At 35.7% G+C, this 19,511-nt stretch carries 17 protein-coding genes; 5 read left to right on the plus strand and 12 right to left on the minus strand.

Annotated elements, in window-relative coordinates:
* Positions 1-815: 815 nt before the first annotated feature.
* Positions 816-1,433, plus strand: coding sequence for a hypothetical protein (locus PQG52_RS06640; protein ID WP_271828632.1), 618 nt, complete (start codon positions 816-818; stop codon positions 1,431-1,433).
* A 77-nt stretch (positions 1,434-1,510) separates the two neighbouring features.
* Here PQG52_RS06640 and gluP read toward each other — a convergent pair whose 3' ends face one another.
* The 7 genes from gluP to queG all read right to left on the minus strand — a co-directional run bounded on the left by gluP (position 1,511) and on the right by queG (position 8,082).
* Positions 1,511-3,199, minus strand: a complete 1,689-nt coding sequence (gene gluP / locus PQG52_RS06645) for a glucose/galactose MFS transporter (RefSeq protein ID WP_271828633.1) — start codon at positions 3,197-3,199, stop codon at positions 1,511-1,513.
* A gap of 168 nt (positions 3,200-3,367) precedes the next feature.
* Positions 3,368-4,006 carry a 5,6-dimethylbenzimidazole synthase gene (gene bluB, locus PQG52_RS06650; RefSeq protein WP_271828635.1) on the minus strand — a complete coding sequence of 213 codons (639 nt, stop codon included), beginning with the start codon at positions 4,004-4,006 and terminating at the stop codon, positions 3,368-3,370.
* Positions 4,007-4,105: 99 nt separating this feature from the next.
* Positions 4,106-4,759 carry an MlaC/ttg2D family ABC transporter substrate-binding protein gene (locus PQG52_RS06655; protein WP_271828636.1) on the minus strand — a complete coding sequence of 218 codons (654 nt, stop codon included), beginning with the start codon at positions 4,757-4,759 and terminating at the stop codon, positions 4,106-4,108.
* Between the two features lie 15 nt (positions 4,760-4,774).
* Positions 4,775-5,536: an MlaA family lipoprotein gene (locus PQG52_RS06660; protein ID WP_271828890.1), complete on the minus strand. Its 762-nt coding sequence runs from the start codon at positions 5,534-5,536 to the stop codon at positions 4,775-4,777.
* 366 nt (positions 5,537-5,902) lie between these two features.
* Positions 5,903-6,733 carry a TerB family tellurite resistance protein gene (locus tag PQG52_RS06665; protein ID WP_271828638.1) on the minus strand — a complete coding sequence of 277 codons (831 nt, stop codon included), beginning with the start codon at positions 6,731-6,733 and terminating at the stop codon, positions 5,903-5,905.
* A gap of 66 nt (positions 6,734-6,799) precedes the next feature.
* A complete protein-coding gene (locus PQG52_RS06670; RefSeq protein WP_271790267.1) occupies positions 6,800-7,030 on the minus strand; it encodes a ribbon-helix-helix domain-containing protein in 231 nt (76 codons plus the stop codon).
* On the minus strand, positions 7,027-8,082 hold the full coding sequence (gene queG / locus PQG52_RS06675) for a tRNA epoxyqueuosine(34) reductase QueG (RefSeq protein WP_271828640.1): 1,056 nt from the start codon (positions 8,080-8,082) through the stop codon (positions 7,027-7,029). Before queG ends, PQG52_RS06670 begins: the two co-directional genes overlap by 4 nt.
* 227 nt (positions 8,083-8,309) lie before the next feature.
* Between queG and PQG52_RS06680 the strand changes: the two genes are divergently transcribed.
* Positions 8,310-8,897: a CC0125/CC1285 family lipoprotein gene (locus PQG52_RS06680; RefSeq protein WP_271828641.1), complete on the plus strand. Its 588-nt coding sequence runs from the start codon at positions 8,310-8,312 to the stop codon at positions 8,895-8,897.
* A gap of 48 nt (positions 8,898-8,945) precedes the next feature.
* On the opposite strand, the gene PQG52_RS06685 is transcribed toward PQG52_RS06680, so the two are convergent.
* From PQG52_RS06685 to metE, 3 genes are all read right to left on the minus strand, one after another.
* The gene (locus PQG52_RS06685) at positions 8,946-10,268 is read right to left on the minus strand and encodes an OprD family outer membrane porin (RefSeq protein ID WP_271828643.1); all 1,323 of its coding nucleotides are present in this window, start codon (positions 10,266-10,268) and stop codon (positions 8,946-8,948) included.
* Positions 10,269-10,286: 18 nt separating this feature from the next.
* Positions 10,287-11,459, minus strand: coding sequence for a DUF1624 domain-containing protein (locus PQG52_RS06690; RefSeq protein WP_271828646.1), 1,173 nt, complete (start codon positions 11,457-11,459; stop codon positions 10,287-10,289).
* Between the two features lie 123 nt (positions 11,460-11,582).
* The gene (metE, locus tag PQG52_RS06695) at positions 11,583-13,898 is read right to left on the minus strand and encodes a 5-methyltetrahydropteroyltriglutamate--homocysteine S-methyltransferase (protein WP_271828648.1); all 2,316 of its coding nucleotides are present in this window, start codon (positions 13,896-13,898) and stop codon (positions 11,583-11,585) included.
* Positions 13,899-14,031: 133 nt separating this feature from the next.
* Here metE and PQG52_RS06700 point away from each other — a divergent pair, with 133 nt between their 5' ends.
* Entirely contained in the window at positions 14,032-14,922 is an 891-nt protein-coding gene (locus PQG52_RS06700; protein WP_271828649.1) for a LysR family transcriptional regulator, read from the plus strand.
* On the opposite strand, the gene PQG52_RS06705 is transcribed toward PQG52_RS06700, so the two are convergent.
* Both PQG52_RS06705 and PQG52_RS06710 read right to left on the minus strand, forming a co-directional pair.
* Positions 14,919-15,512, minus strand: coding sequence for a Holliday junction resolvase-like protein (locus tag PQG52_RS06705; protein ID WP_271828651.1), 594 nt, complete (start codon positions 15,510-15,512; stop codon positions 14,919-14,921). The genes PQG52_RS06700 and PQG52_RS06705 overlap by 4 nt on opposite strands.
* A 13-nt stretch (positions 15,513-15,525) precedes the next feature.
* Positions 15,526-16,296 (minus strand): Holliday junction resolvase-like protein, encoded by a 771-nt coding sequence (locus PQG52_RS06710; RefSeq protein ID WP_271828652.1) that lies wholly within the window; start codon positions 16,294-16,296, stop codon positions 15,526-15,528.
* A gap of 90 nt (positions 16,297-16,386) precedes the next feature.
* On the opposite strand from PQG52_RS06710, the gene PQG52_RS06715 reads away from it, so the two are divergent.
* Together PQG52_RS06715 and PQG52_RS06720 are read left to right on the plus strand one after the other, a co-directional pair.
* Positions 16,387-16,866: a DUF2938 domain-containing protein gene (locus tag PQG52_RS06715; protein WP_271828653.1), complete on the plus strand. Its 480-nt coding sequence runs from the start codon at positions 16,387-16,389 to the stop codon at positions 16,864-16,866.
* A 116-nt stretch (positions 16,867-16,982) separates the two neighbouring features.
* On the plus strand, positions 16,983-19,511 hold the full coding sequence (locus PQG52_RS06720) for a tetratricopeptide repeat protein (RefSeq protein WP_271828654.1): 2,529 nt from the start codon (positions 16,983-16,985) through the stop codon (positions 19,509-19,511).

Here is a 19,511-nt window from a genome sequence, read left to right on the forward strand (position 1 = left end):
AATTCCAACAGATCTAGGCGCTATAAAACTCCTCGCTTGTATCGGTAAAATACCACCATCTTGTCCAAAATCATCCAAATCATCTAATAAATCTTCACCTTTTAATAAATCACTCATTTATTACTACCTTTAAGTAAATAAGATATAAGAATTTGTTAACTTTTATATTAGAAGTTTTCATTCTTTATTATTCAACTTAATTTATTTATATTTATTATTTATTTATTATACTTTATTTGTAGTTTGTACCCTGAAATATAAAAACCTAACTACTCGTAATATATACATAATTATAATAGAGTCAAAACAAATTTAAAAATAATTAAATTTTATTTCCATTTTGATTCAAAAATAAAGAATATTTATAATATGTAAAATATATATATTATATTGATAGTGTATCGTTTTATTTTTTCAGCTCTCTAAGATTTTATTATAAAAAAAATAAGCTTTTTGATTGATTGTACATTTATTGTTAATTAATGATGAATTATATTTTAATTTTTTTAAATTTTTGAAAGAATTTTTTTTATATAGGTTATTAATTTTTTTTGAATCTATTAAATATGCTGTATAAAAGTTATTTATTAGTTGATAAGCTTTATATATTCAATAGTATATACGATATGAGTAGTTACCGTAATTTAAATATATTTTGTACAATAGAAATGACCAGAAAAAAATAAAGTAAATTAAATGAGTGTTGCTCTTGTTATAGAACGTATATTTTTAAGTTTATATATAATGTTTTTTGTATTAATAATGATTTAATTATCAAATCAAATAAAAATTATAAAAAAAGATTGGAGGAGAGTATGGCTGGTATTATTTCTATGATAGAAAATAATGAACAAAATAAAAAAGAAACCGTTGCGACAACGATTCGTATGACTGAAGAGATTGCTTCTCAAATTGAAGGATTAGTCGATTACCTTGAAACTTCTAAAAATGAAGTAATGGTCAATCTATTAAAAACTGGATTAGAACAGGCATATCAATATATCAACACCATGGATGATGATATCATAGAGTCAGAAGAGAATGTTATAAGATATTTTCTATTTAATACAAATAAAGGGAATAATGTAGCAGATCATGCGCGCATGATGGATGAGGAGCGCATTGAAGCCTTTAGCTCTCCGTGGAAAGAGAGTATAAAAAAAATAAAAAAAGATGATATTGTTTTTTTATATGCCAACGGAGAAGGAATTGTTGCTTATGGTAAGGCAAGTGGCATAGTACAAAATGGATATCGTTATGATGATCCTAAGCAAGACGGCAGTTGCTATCAAGAATTAATTGACTTTAAAAAACTTTCTAAACCAATAAAGGCTTCTGAGATATATAAAGTTTTGGGCAAGAAAGTACCTTTCTTAAAAACGTTATATATTCTCAAACACGGTGAAAAATTGTGGAAAATTATTAAAAAATAGAAAGTTGTTATTCTTAATTGATGTTGATAGGGCTGGGTTTTACTGGGCAACAAAACATTGCCCAGTAAACAATAAATCTATGATTGCTCTATAACAGTTTTAGAAGGCTTTGCTCCGCTAACGCCATAATATAAAATATATACATAACAAAGAAGTGGTAATAAGAAAGCATGGTGTAATCCAATGCTATCAGCGATAAAACCCTGAGCAAATGGGATCACTGCCCCTCCGACAATAGCCATTACCACTAAACTTGATGCTTGTTCTGTCAAAATTCCCATTCCTGTAATAGCTAAAGAGAAAATCGTCGGGAACATAATAGAGTTAAATAAACCAATGGAGATAATAGAATATACAGCAACATTTCCAGAGGATAGCATGGTAATAACTAATAAACACAGATTAACAATTGCACAAAGAGACAATAATTTGCGTGGGGATATTTTTACCATTAATGCTGATCCTATGACACGTCCAACCATCGCACCTCCCCAGAAAAAAGCGACATATTGGGAGGCAACTTGTTCAGTCATCCGACCAATATCAGGTAATGTTAAATAGCTTATCATAAAACTGCCGACTGATACTTCGGCACCGACATAAAAGAAAATTCCTAATGCACCAAGAACAGCATGAGGATATTGAAATACATCTTTAAGAGAATGAGGTGTGTTTTTGCTTTCTTCTGCTTGATCTTTATTTTCGGGAAGTTTAAAGATGGCCACGAAACCAGCAAGTAATAAAAGAATAATACCCAAAATTGCATATGGTTTTTGAACTGATTTGGCTTGATTATTCCGATATTCTTGCATTTTTTGTTTAGCTGCGGGCGTTATTTCACTTTTTAACTTTTGCAGCATATTCGTTTGGTTAGGATCAAGTGAAGTTGTAACAAGACCATCCATTGATTGCACTAAAGCATCGGCAGGTAATTGCTCTAATTTTTCCGCTGGAATATTACTGAGAATATATAACTTTTGTTCAGTTGGTATATCGCTTAATACAGTTCCCAATATTTCAGGGGGAAGGCGATTAGCTTGTTCTAATAGTAATTCATTCGAAAGTTTGTTAAAAATGAAAGGTGGAATATTTTTTAAAGCATAGGCAACATTCTCAGGCTTTGCTTGATTGAATGCAGATTGAATATCCGTGGTTGGTTTATTTTCAAGTGTAGAAATTAATTGAATTGTTTCTGGAGCTGTTGCCACATCTTTTGGTAAAGTATAAGAAGCACCCACTAGAATAAGAATACCACCAAGATAGGGGGCTACAGTGGTTCCCAAAGCATTAAATGCTTGAGCCAAGTTTAGTCGGCTAGAGCTGGTTTTCTGAGAGCCTAATAAGGTAACATACGGATTGGCGGCAACTTGTAAAATTGTTATTCCAGTTGCAAGAATAAAAAGTGCAAGTAAGAAAATGTAATAATTAGAGGAAATAGCCGCAGGCCAAAACCCAAATGCGCCAATTGCCGCAATAATAAGACCAGTGACAATGCCTTTTTTATATCCGAGCGAGGAAACAATTTTCCCTCCTGGTATAGACATTAGAAAATATGCACCAAAGAATGTGAATTGGACCAACATGGCTTGGGCATAGTTTAATTCAAATACGGTCTTTAAATGTGGAATAAGAATATCATTTAGACACGTCAAAAATCCCCACATGAAGAAAACGGTTGTCATGACGCTTAATGCGACGGGATAGTACGTGAATGAATTTTGACGGGCTTCGAATTTGTCAGAAGCCCCTGATGAAGAATTGCTCATAATCGTCCTGTTTCTATATTTTTATAAAATTGGAGAATTAAATTCGCTCGTTATATATAAATTATAGTAAGCAAAATAATATACATATAGAAAAACATATAAATTGAAAAATCAAAAGATATTTATAAGATCAATTAGAGATTATTTATACGTGATGTTCTTACTAGTCTATTTAACGATCCATTGCTGTCGTTCAGGATTACGCTTTTCCCAACCTTTTTCCTCTAGTTCTGGAGTTATATTCTGAAATTGAGGATAGCCTACACATAAATAGGCAATAAAATTCCAATCCTCTGGAACCGTTAAAATAGACTTTACTTTTGCAGGAGGCAAAATAGAAACCCATCCAACCCCAATACCGTAAGCTCTGGCAGCCAACCAAAAACTAAAAATTGACATAACGGTTGAATAATTTGTCGTTTCTGGCATGGTCTGCCTTCCTAATCCCTTGCCCTGTGCGGGGTTTATTTCTGAAAAAACAGCAATATGATGTGGAGCATCATTCAGACCAGATAGTTTTAGATTTGAGTACATTTGTTGTTGTTCAGAAGCATATTCTTGCGCAGCTTGTTGATTACACTCTTCGAAAAGCGAGTAAATTTGCTCACGTAGGGCAGGGGTTTCAACCTTTATATATCGCCAAGGTTGGCTGAGCCCGACTGAAGGTGCTAATGAGGCAACGTATAATAGCTGGTCAAGGATATGATTATCAACGGGTTTTGATTGGAAATGTCTGACATCTCTGCGCCAAGAAAAGAGTTGCTCAAGCTCTTGAATAAAATCATCTGAAAATTGAGGAGTAGGCATAAATTTATATCCTCTGTGCTTGTAAAGGTTGAAACGAAAAAAGCCAGGATAAGAAACTTCCTGGCTTTTGATTAAATATATAGCTTTGGAGCCAAGCTATTATGGGTGTTTTGAAATTTGACGTTTTAATGCATCAATTAATGCGGAGACATTATTACCGTGACGAGCAATAAAAGAAGTATAATCACCTCGTTGTGTCACTGATAAAGAGGCATTTTCGCCAATAATATCAACCACTCTTGGGGATCCGCTTTCTGTACTGATAACCCATTGTATCGAGACATTTGGCTGTTTTGGACGATGAAGAATGGTTTCAATTGAGAACCTACCACCTTCAACTGTAGAAACTTTGCCAATGTCAAAAGAAACGCCTTTATATTCGCCCAAACGGTCAGTGATAGAATTGATTAATACCTGGTGAAATAATTGAACATATTCTTTTTGTTGTTCTGGTGTTGCGATACGCCAAAAACGACCAAGGCAAAATTTAGCGATTGTGTCAACATCAACATCTTGATTTAAAATTGTTAAAAACTGTTCTTTCTTCTCTCTTGCGGATTTATTGCTATTCACAACAGAAACCATTTTATTACCTGTGGCTTCGAGCCATTGTCTTAATTCTGTGCCTGAATAAGATTTTTGTGCATGTGCACCTGGAATAGCAAGAGGAGAATAAGGAACTATATTACTGGATAATAATATACTTGAAACTGTGGCTATAGAAAAAAGAAAACGACAAGAGTAAATCTTCATTATATAATTCCTAACTTATTTTATATACCAAGCTGGCGTTGTGGCTCTGTGGTCATTGATGAGCTCTTTGATCTCAGCACTTTGTTGTTGTTGGTATGCGCTACGAATGGTTGCATAAGGATCCAACGAATCTCTTTGTAATTGATCCATTGCATCAAGATAGTCCGCTCTAGAGCTAATTACACCTAGGATATTATATGCCCAGTTAAAAGTAATCAAGCCATATCCTCTGGGGACATAGTTAAATGGCTGTAAACCAACAGCGATAATAGAGCCACCTGCTTCACGAAAGCTTGATGGTCCCATAAAGGGTACAAATAAATAAGGACCTGATTTAATTCCCCAAGAAGCCAAGGTCATGCCTGGGGTCGTATCATGATGTTCATACCCAACCATAGAGGCAACATCGATAAAACCACCAACACCAGCAACCATATTGATACACCAACGAGCAAAGGTATCGCCAGCACGTCTTGGTTTGCCAGCGCCAACATCAGAAAAGAACACAACAGGTTCATTCATTGTTGTAATCATATTGCTCAGAGATTTGCGAACTACTTTTGGCACGGCCCAAACATACGCTTTGGCAACGGGGCGAAGAGTATATTTATCAACTGTGGTCGTGAGATTATACATTTCACGGTTTGTAGGTTCGTATTTATCATTATTGCGTTTATATTCAGCCAAGGCTTCTGGATCTTTGGGAATTGGTGCCGTACATGCACTTGCGAAAAGAGATAAACCAACAGTCAAAGTGATATAAGAGAGACGACGCATTTTTTGTTTTTTCTTTGTTTGAGGCTGTAAAGAATGAGAAATATTACTGTTATTCAAATCCATTTTGCCTCTCAAGTGGTTTTATTAATTCCATAGACTATATCAAATATACCAAGTCATATCGTGCGATAGGCTTTGATTATATTGATATCTAATTTTTTGCACAGATTGCGTTTTGACCATAGCAGATTCATTTCTAAACAACAGAAAAAAGGTTGTGGGCAGAATAAAAAATAAACGTATCTTGATGAAATGTTGTACTATAATCACATTATTATTTTAGATCTTGTTGTAAAATATTGATATAAAACAAGAAGTGGTAAATAGAATCGTAGATATATTAATGATAAATAATCTGTTTGATAATTATAAACTACGATTTCGTTTGATATAATCCCAAGCAGCATTGATTTTAACAATTTTAATTGCTGATTCTGCCATCTCAGTTTCATTTGCGCCTTTGGCAGCCATGACATCAGGATGATGTTCGCGAACCAGCTTACGCCATTGATTGCGTATTTCTTCATCGGTGGCATTGCTATGGATTTCAAGTGCTTCATATGGATTTTGCTCTTCCGCTACACTGCGTAGAGTGCCACCGTTCATCGCATAATCCCATGCCGACTGCGGCAATTCAAAGATTTTATGAACCTGACGTAAGAATTTTTCTTCTTCGGGATGTAATGGGGTTGAGGGATCTGAGTCTGCCTTGGCAATAGCGAAAAGGAGGATCAAAAGATTTTCGAGTTTGCTTTTTTCATCTTTAAAAGCCACCGCCAGCTCTTCTGCAAATTTTGGATAATCGTCAACCCGTTGGCGTGCTTGGTCAAACAATTTTCCAATGGCGGGTTGCTGCTGAGCTGGTACTGCAAAGAAGCGTTTAAAAGCATCGATTTCTTTACGATTGACAGATCCATCACATTTGGCGATCTTTGCGGACAGAATAATCATACACAAGGCTAAGGCTTGGTCTTTTTTTCCTGTACTAACCGCCATTTTGACAGCAATATAACTTGCGGCACCCATAAAGTCAGGCGAGATTTTACGTTTCCATTGTTCTGTCCATCCACCAGCAGGGGGATCTAACAATGTATTTTTGTCTGCGGCATGTCCTAAGGCTGCACCCAGTAAGGCACCCATAGGTCCCCCCGCAGCAAAACCAGCAACAGTACCAAAAACTTTTCCAATAAACGCCATGTGCTTAACAATAAAAATTATAAAGAGAGTGTAAGTCTACTATTTTTGCAGCAAAAGGCAATATGTTTATCGTTCGCCTGTTGAAGACGCAAACGCCAATGCTGCCAATCGTAAAGCCGAAGAAAGAGGGCGATTTGGGTCTCGGTCTGTATCAATAGACATAATCAATGCAGACAAAGAGAGTTGTTGTTTTTGAGCAGATTGTTCCAATAGTTGCCAAAATTCTTTTTCCAAAGCCACACTGGTTTTATGACCAGAAAGGCGTAAGCTGCGTTTTTGTAAATAAGGATTGCTCATGATTTTAACTGTTCTATGGCCCATTGGGCGGTTTCTTGGATAATCGCATTGTCGTGGTTTGCCCATAATTGGGCATGGCATAGCAAGGATTGCTGTTGAGAATTGCCTAGTGCAATCAACACATTCCGAATAAAGCGTATATATCCAATTCGTTTGACGGGCGATCCAGAGAAAAATTGTCTGAATTCTTCTTCGGTAAAATGGGAAAATTCTTTTAATAGTGGCTTATTCAGCTCTTGGCGAGCTTGTAATTTGATATGGCGACTATGTTGAGCAAAATGATTCCAAGGGCAAACAGCTAAACAATCATCGCATCCGTAAACACGATTACCAATGGATTTTCGAAATTCGATGGGAATAGCACCACTATATTCAATGGTTAAATATGAAATGCAGCGTGTCGCATCCAGTTGAAACGGTGCAGGGAAAGCATTGGTGGGACAGGCTTGTAAACATTGGTTGCAACTGCCGCAATGGTTTTTAGAAGTTTGAGAGGGCGGTAGCTCTAATGTCGTCAAAATCTCCCCTAAGAAAAGCCAGCTGCCAAATTGACGCGAAACCAAATTGGTATGCTTGCCTTGCCACCCCAGTCCAGCTTGTTGCGCCAAAGGTTTTTCCATAATGGGGGCGGTATCGACAAATACTTTGACTTGATCGGTTGGAGTTATAAATGGTTTAGCTTCTTTGATGATATATTGTGCCAAATGTTTTAACCATCCTTTAATCATGTCGTGATAATCTCTGTGTCGTGCATAAACAGAGATATTCCCTATCTCGGGATGGTTTAAGTTGGCTAATGGATCAATGTTGGGGCCATAATTAACACCTAAAACGATAGCAGATTTGACTTCTGGCCATAAATGGTCTGGGCTGGATCGCTGAAAGGAACGATCTTCTAACCATTGCATTTCTCCGTGGCGTTTCCTATCAATAAATTCGTTTAACTGTTGTGCTTTTTCTGGTGACAGTTGTGCTTTGCAAATACCAAACTGATCAAATCCCAGTTCAAATGCTTTATTTCGAATAAGTTGCGTTAAAGATACAGGTAACATAAGAAGGTATAAAACATAAAAAAAGGTTTGAAAATGTAGGTATAATACGAAAGCTATAAATTATCAGAATTAGAAGCAAAGAAAAACAAAAGAGTTTATTGCGATTGTTGAAATAATTGAAAGAATAAATATATTGTAGAACAGCAAATAATATGAATACCTTATTATTTATTAGTATTTTTTTTATAAGTGATAACTTTCCATTAAATGTAAAGGAATGATTAAGGATGAAGTTTTTTTCTTTTTTACCAGCACTCGCCGTGGTGGTGGCAATTTCTGGATGTGCATCGGACACTCCTTTACCTTTTAATCAGCTGGGGGATTTCAGTGCATATCCCTTAAACAAGCAAACATTTCGTATTTCTTATACTGCAAATGATAATATTAGCTATGCTGCTGCGCAAAATATTACATTGATTAAAGCTGCTCAAACAACAATTCAAAATGGATACCAATATTTTATTGTTATGAATAGCTCTAGTAATGTTCATAAAAAACCACAAAGAGAAGTGACTTATGCAGGTGGTGGATATGGCGGTGGATATTGGGGCGGCGGTCCAGGATTTTGGGGACCAGGTGCTTGGGGTCCTGGCGCTTGGGGATCACCAGTGTGGAATGACCCATTTTATGGTGTGCCACAAGTGGTTACAACAGGACCCGCAGAGATCGCATATAACATAGAATGCTTTGCGAACGAACAGACCGCGCCACAAAATGCTTATAATGCAACATTAATTTTGACAACAATTGGTCAAAAATATGGTGTAAGCCCAACTGGTCAAGTGATTATTCAACAGCCAGAACAGCATAAATAATATTATAACTTAAGGAGCAACTTGTTTAATATAAATAACAGTTGTTCCTTACCATACAACTGGATATTCCACGGCTACTCTGAATTGATTGGTATTAATTTCTGATTGAGCTTTGTTCGCTTGATGAATACTGTGTCTGGCAGTAATATTCAGTTTCTTTGCCCAGCCTTTTGGAACGACATATCTAGCCATCAGCTCATGCTCCCAATGTTTGCCGTTTTTGCCATATCCCAACCAATAATAGGCACTCTTTTGTGTCATCTTCGTGCCATCAATCCCTGTTCCTCTGATAAAAGCAGAGCTTATAGAAAGACCATGAATACCGATCAGGGATAAATCCAGTTCATAGCTGACTTGCCAAGATTGTTCATGTGGGCCGTTAAAATCAGATAATTGCGTTGCATTGGGCAGCCAGATTGCGCCTCTGGTGACATAATCAAAGGGTGTATTCCCGTGGACTTTTTGATAAGCAGCAGAGAATTTATGCACGCCGAGTTGATAAGTCGCAGCTAAACTGGCCGTGTTATTATTAATTTTTCCCGCATAGGATTTGCCTATATTATGACTGTGATAAAATTGCAGATCCAAGATAATCATTTGATGATGCGTCAAATGATGTTTGTAATTACCGTTTATATAATAAGTCATCCAACTATTATGATACCGCCCGACATAAGATGTCAAAGAAAGTTCTTTAATTCCAGTATAAGTTCCACCCACAAAATCAAATGATTTTCCTTTTCTAAAGGATGGGTTTAAATAATTGACGATCAGATCATTATGATTTTTGGTCGCATTACGATCGGCATTAGCAGTAAAATGTCCTATTTGTAGGGTTAGTTTCTTAACTTCGTTACTGGTTAGCAATAGTCCTGTGGATGTTTCTGGTAGTAACCTTGTGTCAGAAGAGCTAAATATCGGCGTTTTGGGACGCATTATACCGTATTTAGCAACTGTAGAATGCAGCCTTACTTTGGCGGCACCCCCTGTGCGATTGTAAAAATCTTGCACGCTGCCATCAGCATTTTTTCGTAATAATCGAATGCGCCCCGTGCGTCCTTTGGCTTGCAATTTTAATCCTGTATAGCTTTGAGCATCAATGCCGAACCCGACGAAGCCAGGGGTAAAGCCAGACTGAAAACTGGCCATTAATCCATAGCCCCATTCGGTCGCGTAATTGGGGGAGGTCTTAACGTCTGGATATTTCCTCGTGTCGTAAACGGTGCGATTAACAATAGAAGTTACACTGTCGGCCCAGAAACCATGTTTCTTTTCTGCTTTTGTTTCGCTACAATATGCACAATTACATCCTATGGAATGTAAAATCAGAAAAGGAGGAACCAATATTTTCTTTGTATGTCTCTTAAGCATGTCTGGCTCTGTTCAGCACTATAAATATTTTAGCCAATGAATATGTTTATGCGTTGCTTTATAGTTGGAAAAGAGACGCACGAATGGATATAGTAAGAAAATTAACACAAGCCAACAAGCCCATAATTGCCAAACTTCATTAAATCCAAAATAATCCCCTTTATTTTTACCAAATTGATATACAGCGCCAAGATACATAAATTTCAGAACGAATAAATGAAGGATATAGAAAAATAATGGAACGCTGCCAAAGATTGCTGCGTATTTCAATATAAAAGCATGTTGAAAACGTTCTAGGAAAGACAGTAAAAAGAAACCAATACTTAACGTGATTAACAGAAATAAGAAAGAAGGTGGGTATTTAGTAATATTAAAAAAACTCATGAGGGTTTCAGTCGTTGAGCTGCCATAAATCCATGGATGATCTCCGTAAATATTTGTCATTCTGATAATGATAAAAGACGATAAGAGTAACAATGCGCTAAGTTGTAGATTCTTTTGGCGTTGCTGTGCAGGAAAAGTGGATTTAAACCATGATCCACAATAATATCCAATGGAAATAACACCAATCCACGGTAAGACAGGATAAGTGGTACGAAACGTCAGTATATCCCCAATATTTACCCAAACACGATCATGAATGATTGCCCATGGTATATATAAGGCAGACTCATTCGAAAAATGAATATGATCTAAAAGATTATGTCCAGCAATAATGATGATTGCTAGGGTAAGCAATATGGTTCTTGGCAGCCAGATAAGTGCGGATAAAGCGATCATACTTAACCCAATTGCCCAAATGACTTGTAAAAACAGTCGATGGGGTGGGAATTCAAACGTCCAAGCAAAATTAATCACAGTGATTTCTAATACAACCAGAAACAATCCACGAATAAGCAAAAAACGACTGACATCGCTTTTATGCTGTTGTTTTTGTCCATATAAATAAGCCGATAAACCCGTCAGAAACACAAAAATAGGGGCACATATATGGGCAAGCGATCGGCTGAGATATAAATCCAGAGGCGTTATCGAAACATCCATCGGGTCAGAGACTTGCAAATGCAAGAAAAAAGTCTCTCTGATATGATCGATAATCATGATGAGAATAACGATCCCTCGTAACATATCAACAGATTTTAAGCGTTGTGATATTGGTTGAGAAGATTGCTCTATTTTATTATTTAACATACTCAAACTTTTTTCTTCTTAAAATCAATCATTGATAGAGCTTTAAATTTTAGTTTTAATATACTATTTCTTTGCTTTTATACGAAAAAGCAAAGAAATAGAAACCATAGAATAATTTAACGATTAATGTGTCGTAATCGATGCATAAAATTGGTCATTAATGGTGTTTTTTCGTAGATGTTTCGCTGCACTTACCATATGTTCAAGGGCAGGAATGACCTCTTTCCACTGACGTGTCTTCAACCCACAGTCTGGATTAATCCATAAATGTTGCACAGGGATTAATTGTTTGGCCTTGTCCATTAATTGAATGATTTGCTCGGTTGAAGGAATATTAGGAGAGTGAATATCATATACGCCTGGCCCGATACTGTTTGGATATTTAAATTGTTCAAAGACTTCCAGTAGCTCCATATTAGAACGAGAGGTTTCAATGGTAATCACATCCGCATCCATAGATGCAATTGCGGCAATAATATCATTGAACTCAGAGTAACACATATGCGTATGAATTTGTGTTTCGTCTTGCACACCATTGGCCGTAATACGGAAAGCGTCAATTGCCCAATTCAGATACTCATTCCATTGTGAACGACGTAAAGGCAGACCTTCACGTAATGCAGCTTCATCAATTTGAATGATTTGAACACCAGCTTTTTCAAGATCCAAGACTTCAGCTCTGATCGCCATGGCGAGTTGATAGCAACTTTCTGATCTGGGTTGATCGTCTCTGACGAAAGACCAATTCAAGATGGTAACGGGGCCAGTCAGCATTCCTTTGACGGGTTTATTGGTCATGGATTGTGCGTATTTAATCCATTCGATGGTCATTGGAATTGGGCGAGAGATGTCTCCGTATAAAATAGGGGGTTTGACACAGCGTGATCCATAAGATTGCACCCAACCATGTTGGCTGATGGCGTAACCGTTCAGTTGCTCGCCGAAATATTCAACCATGTCATTGCGTTCTGCTTCGCCATGAACAAAGACATCAAGCTCTAGTTTGGTTTGTTGTTCAATACAAAAGGCAATTTCTTTGTGCATTGCCGTTTCATAGGTTTTGAAGTCAATCAATCCTTTTTTGAACTGATTTCTAGCTTTACGAATATCAGCAGTTTGAGGAAAAGATCCAATGGTGGTGGTCGGAAAGTGCGGAAGGTTTAAAATGGCTTGTTGTTTTTTAAATCGTTTAGCGTAATTGCTTTTGCGTTGTCCTAATTTTTGGGTAATTAAAGAGCGAACATGGCGCACGGCTGGATTATGGGTGCGATCAGAGTTTTTACGGCTATTGATTGCAGATTGATTATCATTTAAGGCTTGTTGGACAGAAGATGCTCCTTGATTTAAGGCGGTGGCAAGGATATTGATTTCCTCTAGTTTTTGTAATGCAAATGCAATCCAAGATTGTAACTCAGGATCTAATTTTTGTTCTTGATTTAAATCAACAGGAACGTGCAGTAAAGAACAAGAAGGTGCGATCCATAAACGATCGCCTAATTGTTGAGAAATAGGTTCTAACCATTGTAAGATCGCGTTTAGATCGCTTTTCCAAATATTACGCCCATTAATAACCCCTAAAGAGATTATTTTATTATCTGTAATGGCATTAATCAGTGGGTTAATTTCGTCAAATCCATTGATAGTATCTAAATGAACGGCTTGTACAGGTAGAGATGCCAATAAAGGCAGGTTCTCTTTTAACTGTCCAAAATAAGTGGCGATTAGGATATTGATGTTGGGCGTATTTAACACTTGATAGGTCGAAACAAACGCGTTGTTCCAAGCCTCAGAAAGTTCAGTGACTAAGATCGGCTCGTCAAGCTGTACCCATTGCACATCATGTTCAGCAAGCGTTTTTAAGAGTTGTTGATAGATTTCGATCAGTTGTGGTAAGAGGCTTATTTTATCGCGATTACCATAGGTTTTGCCAATATATAAATAACTGACAGGTCCAATCAGAACAGGTTTCACATGAGGGTTAATCTGTTGGGCTTCTTTGATCTGTTGTAATAAATGTTCTGGATTTAGCGAAAATTTTGTGTCGTTGGTAAATTCAGGGACAATATAATGATAATTCGTATCAAACCATTTCGTCATTTCCCCTGCAAAACTATGATTATCGTCTGTAATATCATTGACGGAACGCCCTCTGGCAACGCGGAAATATTGATCTAAGATCGTATCATTTTGTTTCACTGAACGGGTTGGGATATTTCCTAATAAAAAGCTGGCATCCAAAATATGGTCGTAAAAAGAAAAATCACCTACTGGAATATAATTTAAATGATTTTGATGCTGCCAGTGGGTTTGTCTTAATGCTTTACCTGTTTTGATGAGGGCTTCTTGAGGTTCAGAACCATTCCAATAGGCTTCCAAAGCGAATTTGAGTTCTCTTTTAACACCGATCCGCGGGAAGCCAAGATTATGTGTGGTCACCATGAGTTTATTTTCCTGTATAACGTGAATTACAGGCATGATAGGCAAGGCAAACTAGAAATAAAAATGATATTAATTCATTGAACTATGCATTATATTCATAGTATGGTTCGTGATAATCAACAGGGATAAAAATATGCTGGAAATTATTCATTTAGAAATTATTCAAGAGCTCGATAAACAAAAATCTTTGACCAAAGCTGCTGAAACATTATGCCTCAGCCAATCTGCATTAAGCCATACGATAAAAAAACTAGAACGACAATTAGGGGTGGCGTTGTGGGTCAGGGACGGTCGGTATTTGCGATTAACCCAAGCAGGATTATATTTATTATCATTATCCAGCCGTATTTTGCCGCAGCTTAATCATGCGGAAATGATGATCCAGCAATATGCCGAGGGTAAAGCGGGCAATTTACGAATTGGATTGGAATGTTACCCTTGTTATCAATGGTTGTTAAAGGTCGTTTCCCCTTATTTAGAAGCATGGCCAAATATCGATATTGATGTAAAGCAAAAATTTAAATTTGGTGGGTTGGATGCGCTGGAAAATTATGAAATAGATTTGTTGGTAACGCCTGATCCTATTTTTAAAGAAGATTTATTGTTCCAGCCTGTTTTTGATTATGAACAGATTTTAGTTGTGGGTAAAAATCATCCTTTAAAGGATAAGAAATATATTCAACCTACGGATTTATTGAACGAAATCTTAATCACGTATCCTGTGCCAGCCGATCGTTTAGATATTTACAGCCAATTTCTGATTCCTGCGGGAATCGTGCCGCATCAACATAAAACGATTGAGACAACCGATATTATCTTACAAATGGTGGAAAGTCACCGTGGAGTAACGGCTTTGCCTTTGTGGTTGGTCAAAGAAAATATGAAGCAATTCAAGATTGCACCCGTTCGTTTAGGGAAACATGGCATATCCAAGCATATTCATGTAGGAATACGTAAAAAGGATCAAGAGTTGCCCTATATTCAATCTTTTATAGACCAAGCAATGGCGGTGAAATTATACTAGTTATATTTTTCAAGTAGGATAGTTTTGCCTTTGTTGATGGTAGCTTCATCATATTGGTAAGTTTTAAATTTTACCTTTTTATTTTCCACTGCATATTTGATGGCTTTTTGAACTTTGGATAAGTGAGCAGAATGGATTGTTTTCACTTCAAAGAAGATAACTTCAATATCTTCTATATTCTTTTCTCCGTCACGATATCCGTCTAAATTATTGAAAATAATATAATCAATTGGATTGCCAATAAAAGTGCAATCTTTTGGATGATAAGGAAACCCTTCATGGAATGGACAAAATATCTCTCCAATTTCTCTCTTAAACGCATTTCTGGAACTGGTTAATGCTTGTTTTATTGGTAACTTAATCCCCCTGTAATATTCGTTTTGTAAATTCTTTAGTTTTTCTTCTAGAACTTGTATTTCTTTATCTTTTTCGGCTCTTAGGGCGTTCATATCTTTATAAGGGTCTTTTTTTAACGCATTGATTTCTTGTCGATGATGTCTTTCGATTACTGAGATCGTTTCTAATTTTTTAATATAATAGATCAATAAAACAATAATAATTAGCAACAGAGTGATAATGGTAATGTTCATGATGGTTTATCCTTTATAAATAGTTGTAATATTTATCAATCAATGTTGCTTTGGCTTTACTTACAATGTCATCATCATATTTATAGACTTTACATCTGATTCTTTTGTTGGCAATGGCGTGGTGAATAGCATTTTGGACTTTGGATAAATCAGGTGAGTTATTTTGTTTAATATCAACAAGAATAATTTCTATATCATCTACGCTTTTTTGACCGTCACGATAGGCTTGTAGATTGTTGAACACAATATAGTCAATAGAATTGCCCACAAAACGACAATCCCGTGGGTTATAAGGAAAATCGCTTTGAAAAGGGCAGAAATGTTCATTTTGTTCTTTTTTTAAACGATCAAGAGAATGATTTGAATTTGAATAAAGTTGAAATTGAACTTTTTTAGTCAAAGCAGCATGCTCAATGGCATTTTGAACGCTAGACAGATTTGCCGAATAGGTTGCTTTGACTTCAAATAAAACGATTTCTATCTCGTCAATTTCCTTTTGACCTGCACGATATGCCTCTAGATTATTAAATATAATATAATCGATAGGGTTTCCGATGAATATACAGTCTCGCGCTTGATAGGGAAAACCCTCTTGGAAAGGGCAAAAGAGTTCTCCCAATTCTCTTTTAAAACTATTTCTGGAGCTGGTTAAGGCTTGTTTGATTGCTTTTACTGTTTTATCTTTATGCTTTATTTTTAGATACTTAATTGTATCTAATTGCTCTTTATATCGTATCAATAAAACAATGATGACGATTAAAGTGAGTATGATAATTATGTTCATATGATATTCACTCTTTTTTTATATCTATTTTTAACAAGATGACGATATAGTTTTCTGAAAATTAAAACAAATTGTTAACGAGTGAAATACATGATGAGCTTAATAATAGACGGCATTATAATTGGAATAGGTGCGACCATTGTCTTGGATATTTGGGATGTGATTTTTGGGTCTTTGCCAGGACAGTCCAGAGCCAATTGGGCACCCATAGGGCGATGGGTTTGGAACCTAAAAGACGGTAAATTATTCAATGATACGATTGATGAGTTAACGCCTTATAAACATGAACTGGCATTAGGTTGGATTTTTCATTATGCGGTAGGGATTATCTATGGCGTTATTTTCGCGCTTTATGGTGGTTATGAATGGTTTGCCAATCCAACTTTCCTGCCTGTATGGATTTGGGGGATTATTACATTGGGCGCAGGCTGGTTTATCCTTCAACCAGGCCTAGGACTTGGCTTTACAGCGTCTAAATTACCTAATGCCTGGACTGTCCGTGTTCTTGGGCTGGTCGCACATACATTTTTTGCTGTGGGAATGTATGCAACGGCATTGTTGTTGGGATAGTTTATGATTGAATATGAAGTTATCAATTATTTCGATTATTTAAATCTTTTTTAAATTTATAGCATATCCAGCATGCAGTATGCATTTTAAATTTTGTAAAGGATAAAGTGAGCTCTATGAACGATCAAGATAATACAAGCGGTTATGCTTTGAAGCAATTAAATATTGGGAATTCTTGGTATGGAAGAGGAGATTTAGAACAAGCTTGTATATATTGGCAAAATGTTCATAGAGAAGACAGTATAGAAGCATATGCTACGGCTCGATTAAATCTGGGGATTGTTTCTCTTGAAAAAGGAGACATGCAGAGTGCTGAAGTTTATTTAAATCAAGTTCTAGAACAAGATGGCTTAAAGTTTTATATGGCTGCCCAAGTTACTCTCGGTCAACTATTTTCAGAGAAAGGGGATATAAAGCAAGCTTGTAAGTATTGGCAGAATGTGCCTCGAGAAGATAGTGTAGAAGCATATGCTACGGCTCGATTAAATCTGGGGATTGTTTCTCTTGAAAAAGGAGACATGCAGAATGCTGAAGTTTATTTAAATCAAGTTCTTAAAGAAGATGATGTAAAAATTTATGCAGATGCACAAGTTGCTTTAGGTAAGCTATTTGATGATAAAGAAGATGTAGGGCAAGCACGTATTTATTGGGGCAATGTTAATCCAGAGGATAATAAAGAAGCATATGTTAGAGCTCAATATAATTTAGGAAATTCGTTTTTAAAAGAGAACAATATAAAACAAGCGCGTGTTTATTGGAACAACATTGAACGTATTGATAAACGTATCTATGCCCAAGCGCAATTTAATCTAGCGAATTCTTACAGTGGAGAAAATGATCTAGAACAAGCTAGTCTTTATTTGAAAAGGATTAACCCTGAAGATGACGCGAAAATATATACTAAAGCTCAATATAATTTAGGTAGTTTTTATTCTATAGAAGGAAATTTAGAACAGGCTTGTGTTCATTGGAAAAACGTCTTTAAAAAGGGCAATGCAACTGCTTATGCTTATGCACAATATAACTTAGGTAGTTTTTATTCTCGAAATGGGGATATGCAAAAAGCACGTGAATATTGGAATAATGTTTGTTTGGAAGATGATAAAAAAACATATATGCAAGCGCAATATGCATTAGGGTATTCTTTTTGGATTGAAAAAAAAAGAGAAAAGGTAATTGAGTATTTTCAGAAAATTGGTCCTGAAGTTGATAAGAAAATATATGCCCAAGCACAATATGGTTTAGGTCAGTTATTTTTAGATAAAGAGGATATTAAACAAGCACGTATTCATTGGAGCAATGTTAATCGAGAAGATCATGAAGTAGTATATGCTAATGCTCAGTACGAGTTAGCTCTATCTTCGCAAGATATAAATCTTACAATTGTTTATTGGGATAATTTTTTAGAGTGCCAGAACTTATTTCAAAGTGATGCTTATATTAATGGTTTAGGTGTTTATATTAAACAAAAAATTGTTATCTGCCTGAAAAATAATCGATTACACCTTAATAAAAAGAATATAGAAAAAATATTTATTCTATTTGATTATCTTTGTAAATATACGATAGATATTCAACAAAAGTTACATATTAATTTTAAAGATTTTAAAGATAAAGAAAATTGTTTTGCTCACTATACTAGAGTTGAGGTTGCAGAGAAAATTATCCAAAATGGTAGCTTTCACTTAGGTATTGCAAATTATATGAATGATCCAACCGAAGGGAAAATTCTTCTTAATGAATGGAAAATACCGCTTGATTATAATGACAATAGCATGGCTTTTTTAACCAGCTTTACCTTTAACGAAAATTCATTAAATCAATTTAGATTATATGGAAAACAAGATGGAAAAGATGGTTCTGGGCTTTGCTTAGTGATGAATCATCAGTTTTTTGATTCTGCTTTTGATCCACAGAGGAGTTCTTTTAGTAATATGAGCTTACTAGCCGATAGTGCATCCTCAACGGCTAATAATTTTATCACAAAGGAAAAAGAAAATAATGCATTGTCAAATAATGACCTTAAAAAGCAAAGCACTCGTAAAAAATTACAACTATTTCGTTGTATTTATATGAATCCAGAAACAGATTACATTAGTATAGCGCATCGTAGTGAACTCTCATTTTATTTTGATGATACAATCAAAAAACCTGACACAACTTGGAACGAGTATATTCAAACAATCAACCAGATAACAACTGATATTAAAGAATTGTTTGTTCAAATAAAAGATAAGGTTGAACAAATTAAGAACGTAATGGAAGAAGAGAAAATTTCTAATCCAAATGAAATTTACAAAGCAATAGCGACAGTTTTACTTCCTATCATTTATTTAACCAAACACGCTGCTTTTGAAGAGGAGGCTGAATGTCGTATTTTATATGTGACATCTATTTTGGACGATGTCATAAAAAAGGGTGGAGATAGAGTTTACGTTGAATATGGAACAAATCTTGCCGATCAATATTCACAAGATGGGCAATCTCAAAACTATTTAGAGAGAATATATTTAGGTCCAAAAGCAGACCCAAGAGCTGAATTGAATCTAAAGAAATGCTGGATTGATAAAATGCGAGAAAAAGGAATGGCGAACAATGATATTAAAATTCCAACCATTAAGAAATCAGATATGCCGTTAGCATAA

This window comes from Commensalibacter communis (assembly GCF_947179105.1).
In the GTDB taxonomy this organism is placed as follows: Bacteria; Pseudomonadota; Alphaproteobacteria; order Acetobacterales; family Acetobacteraceae; genus Commensalibacter; species Commensalibacter communis.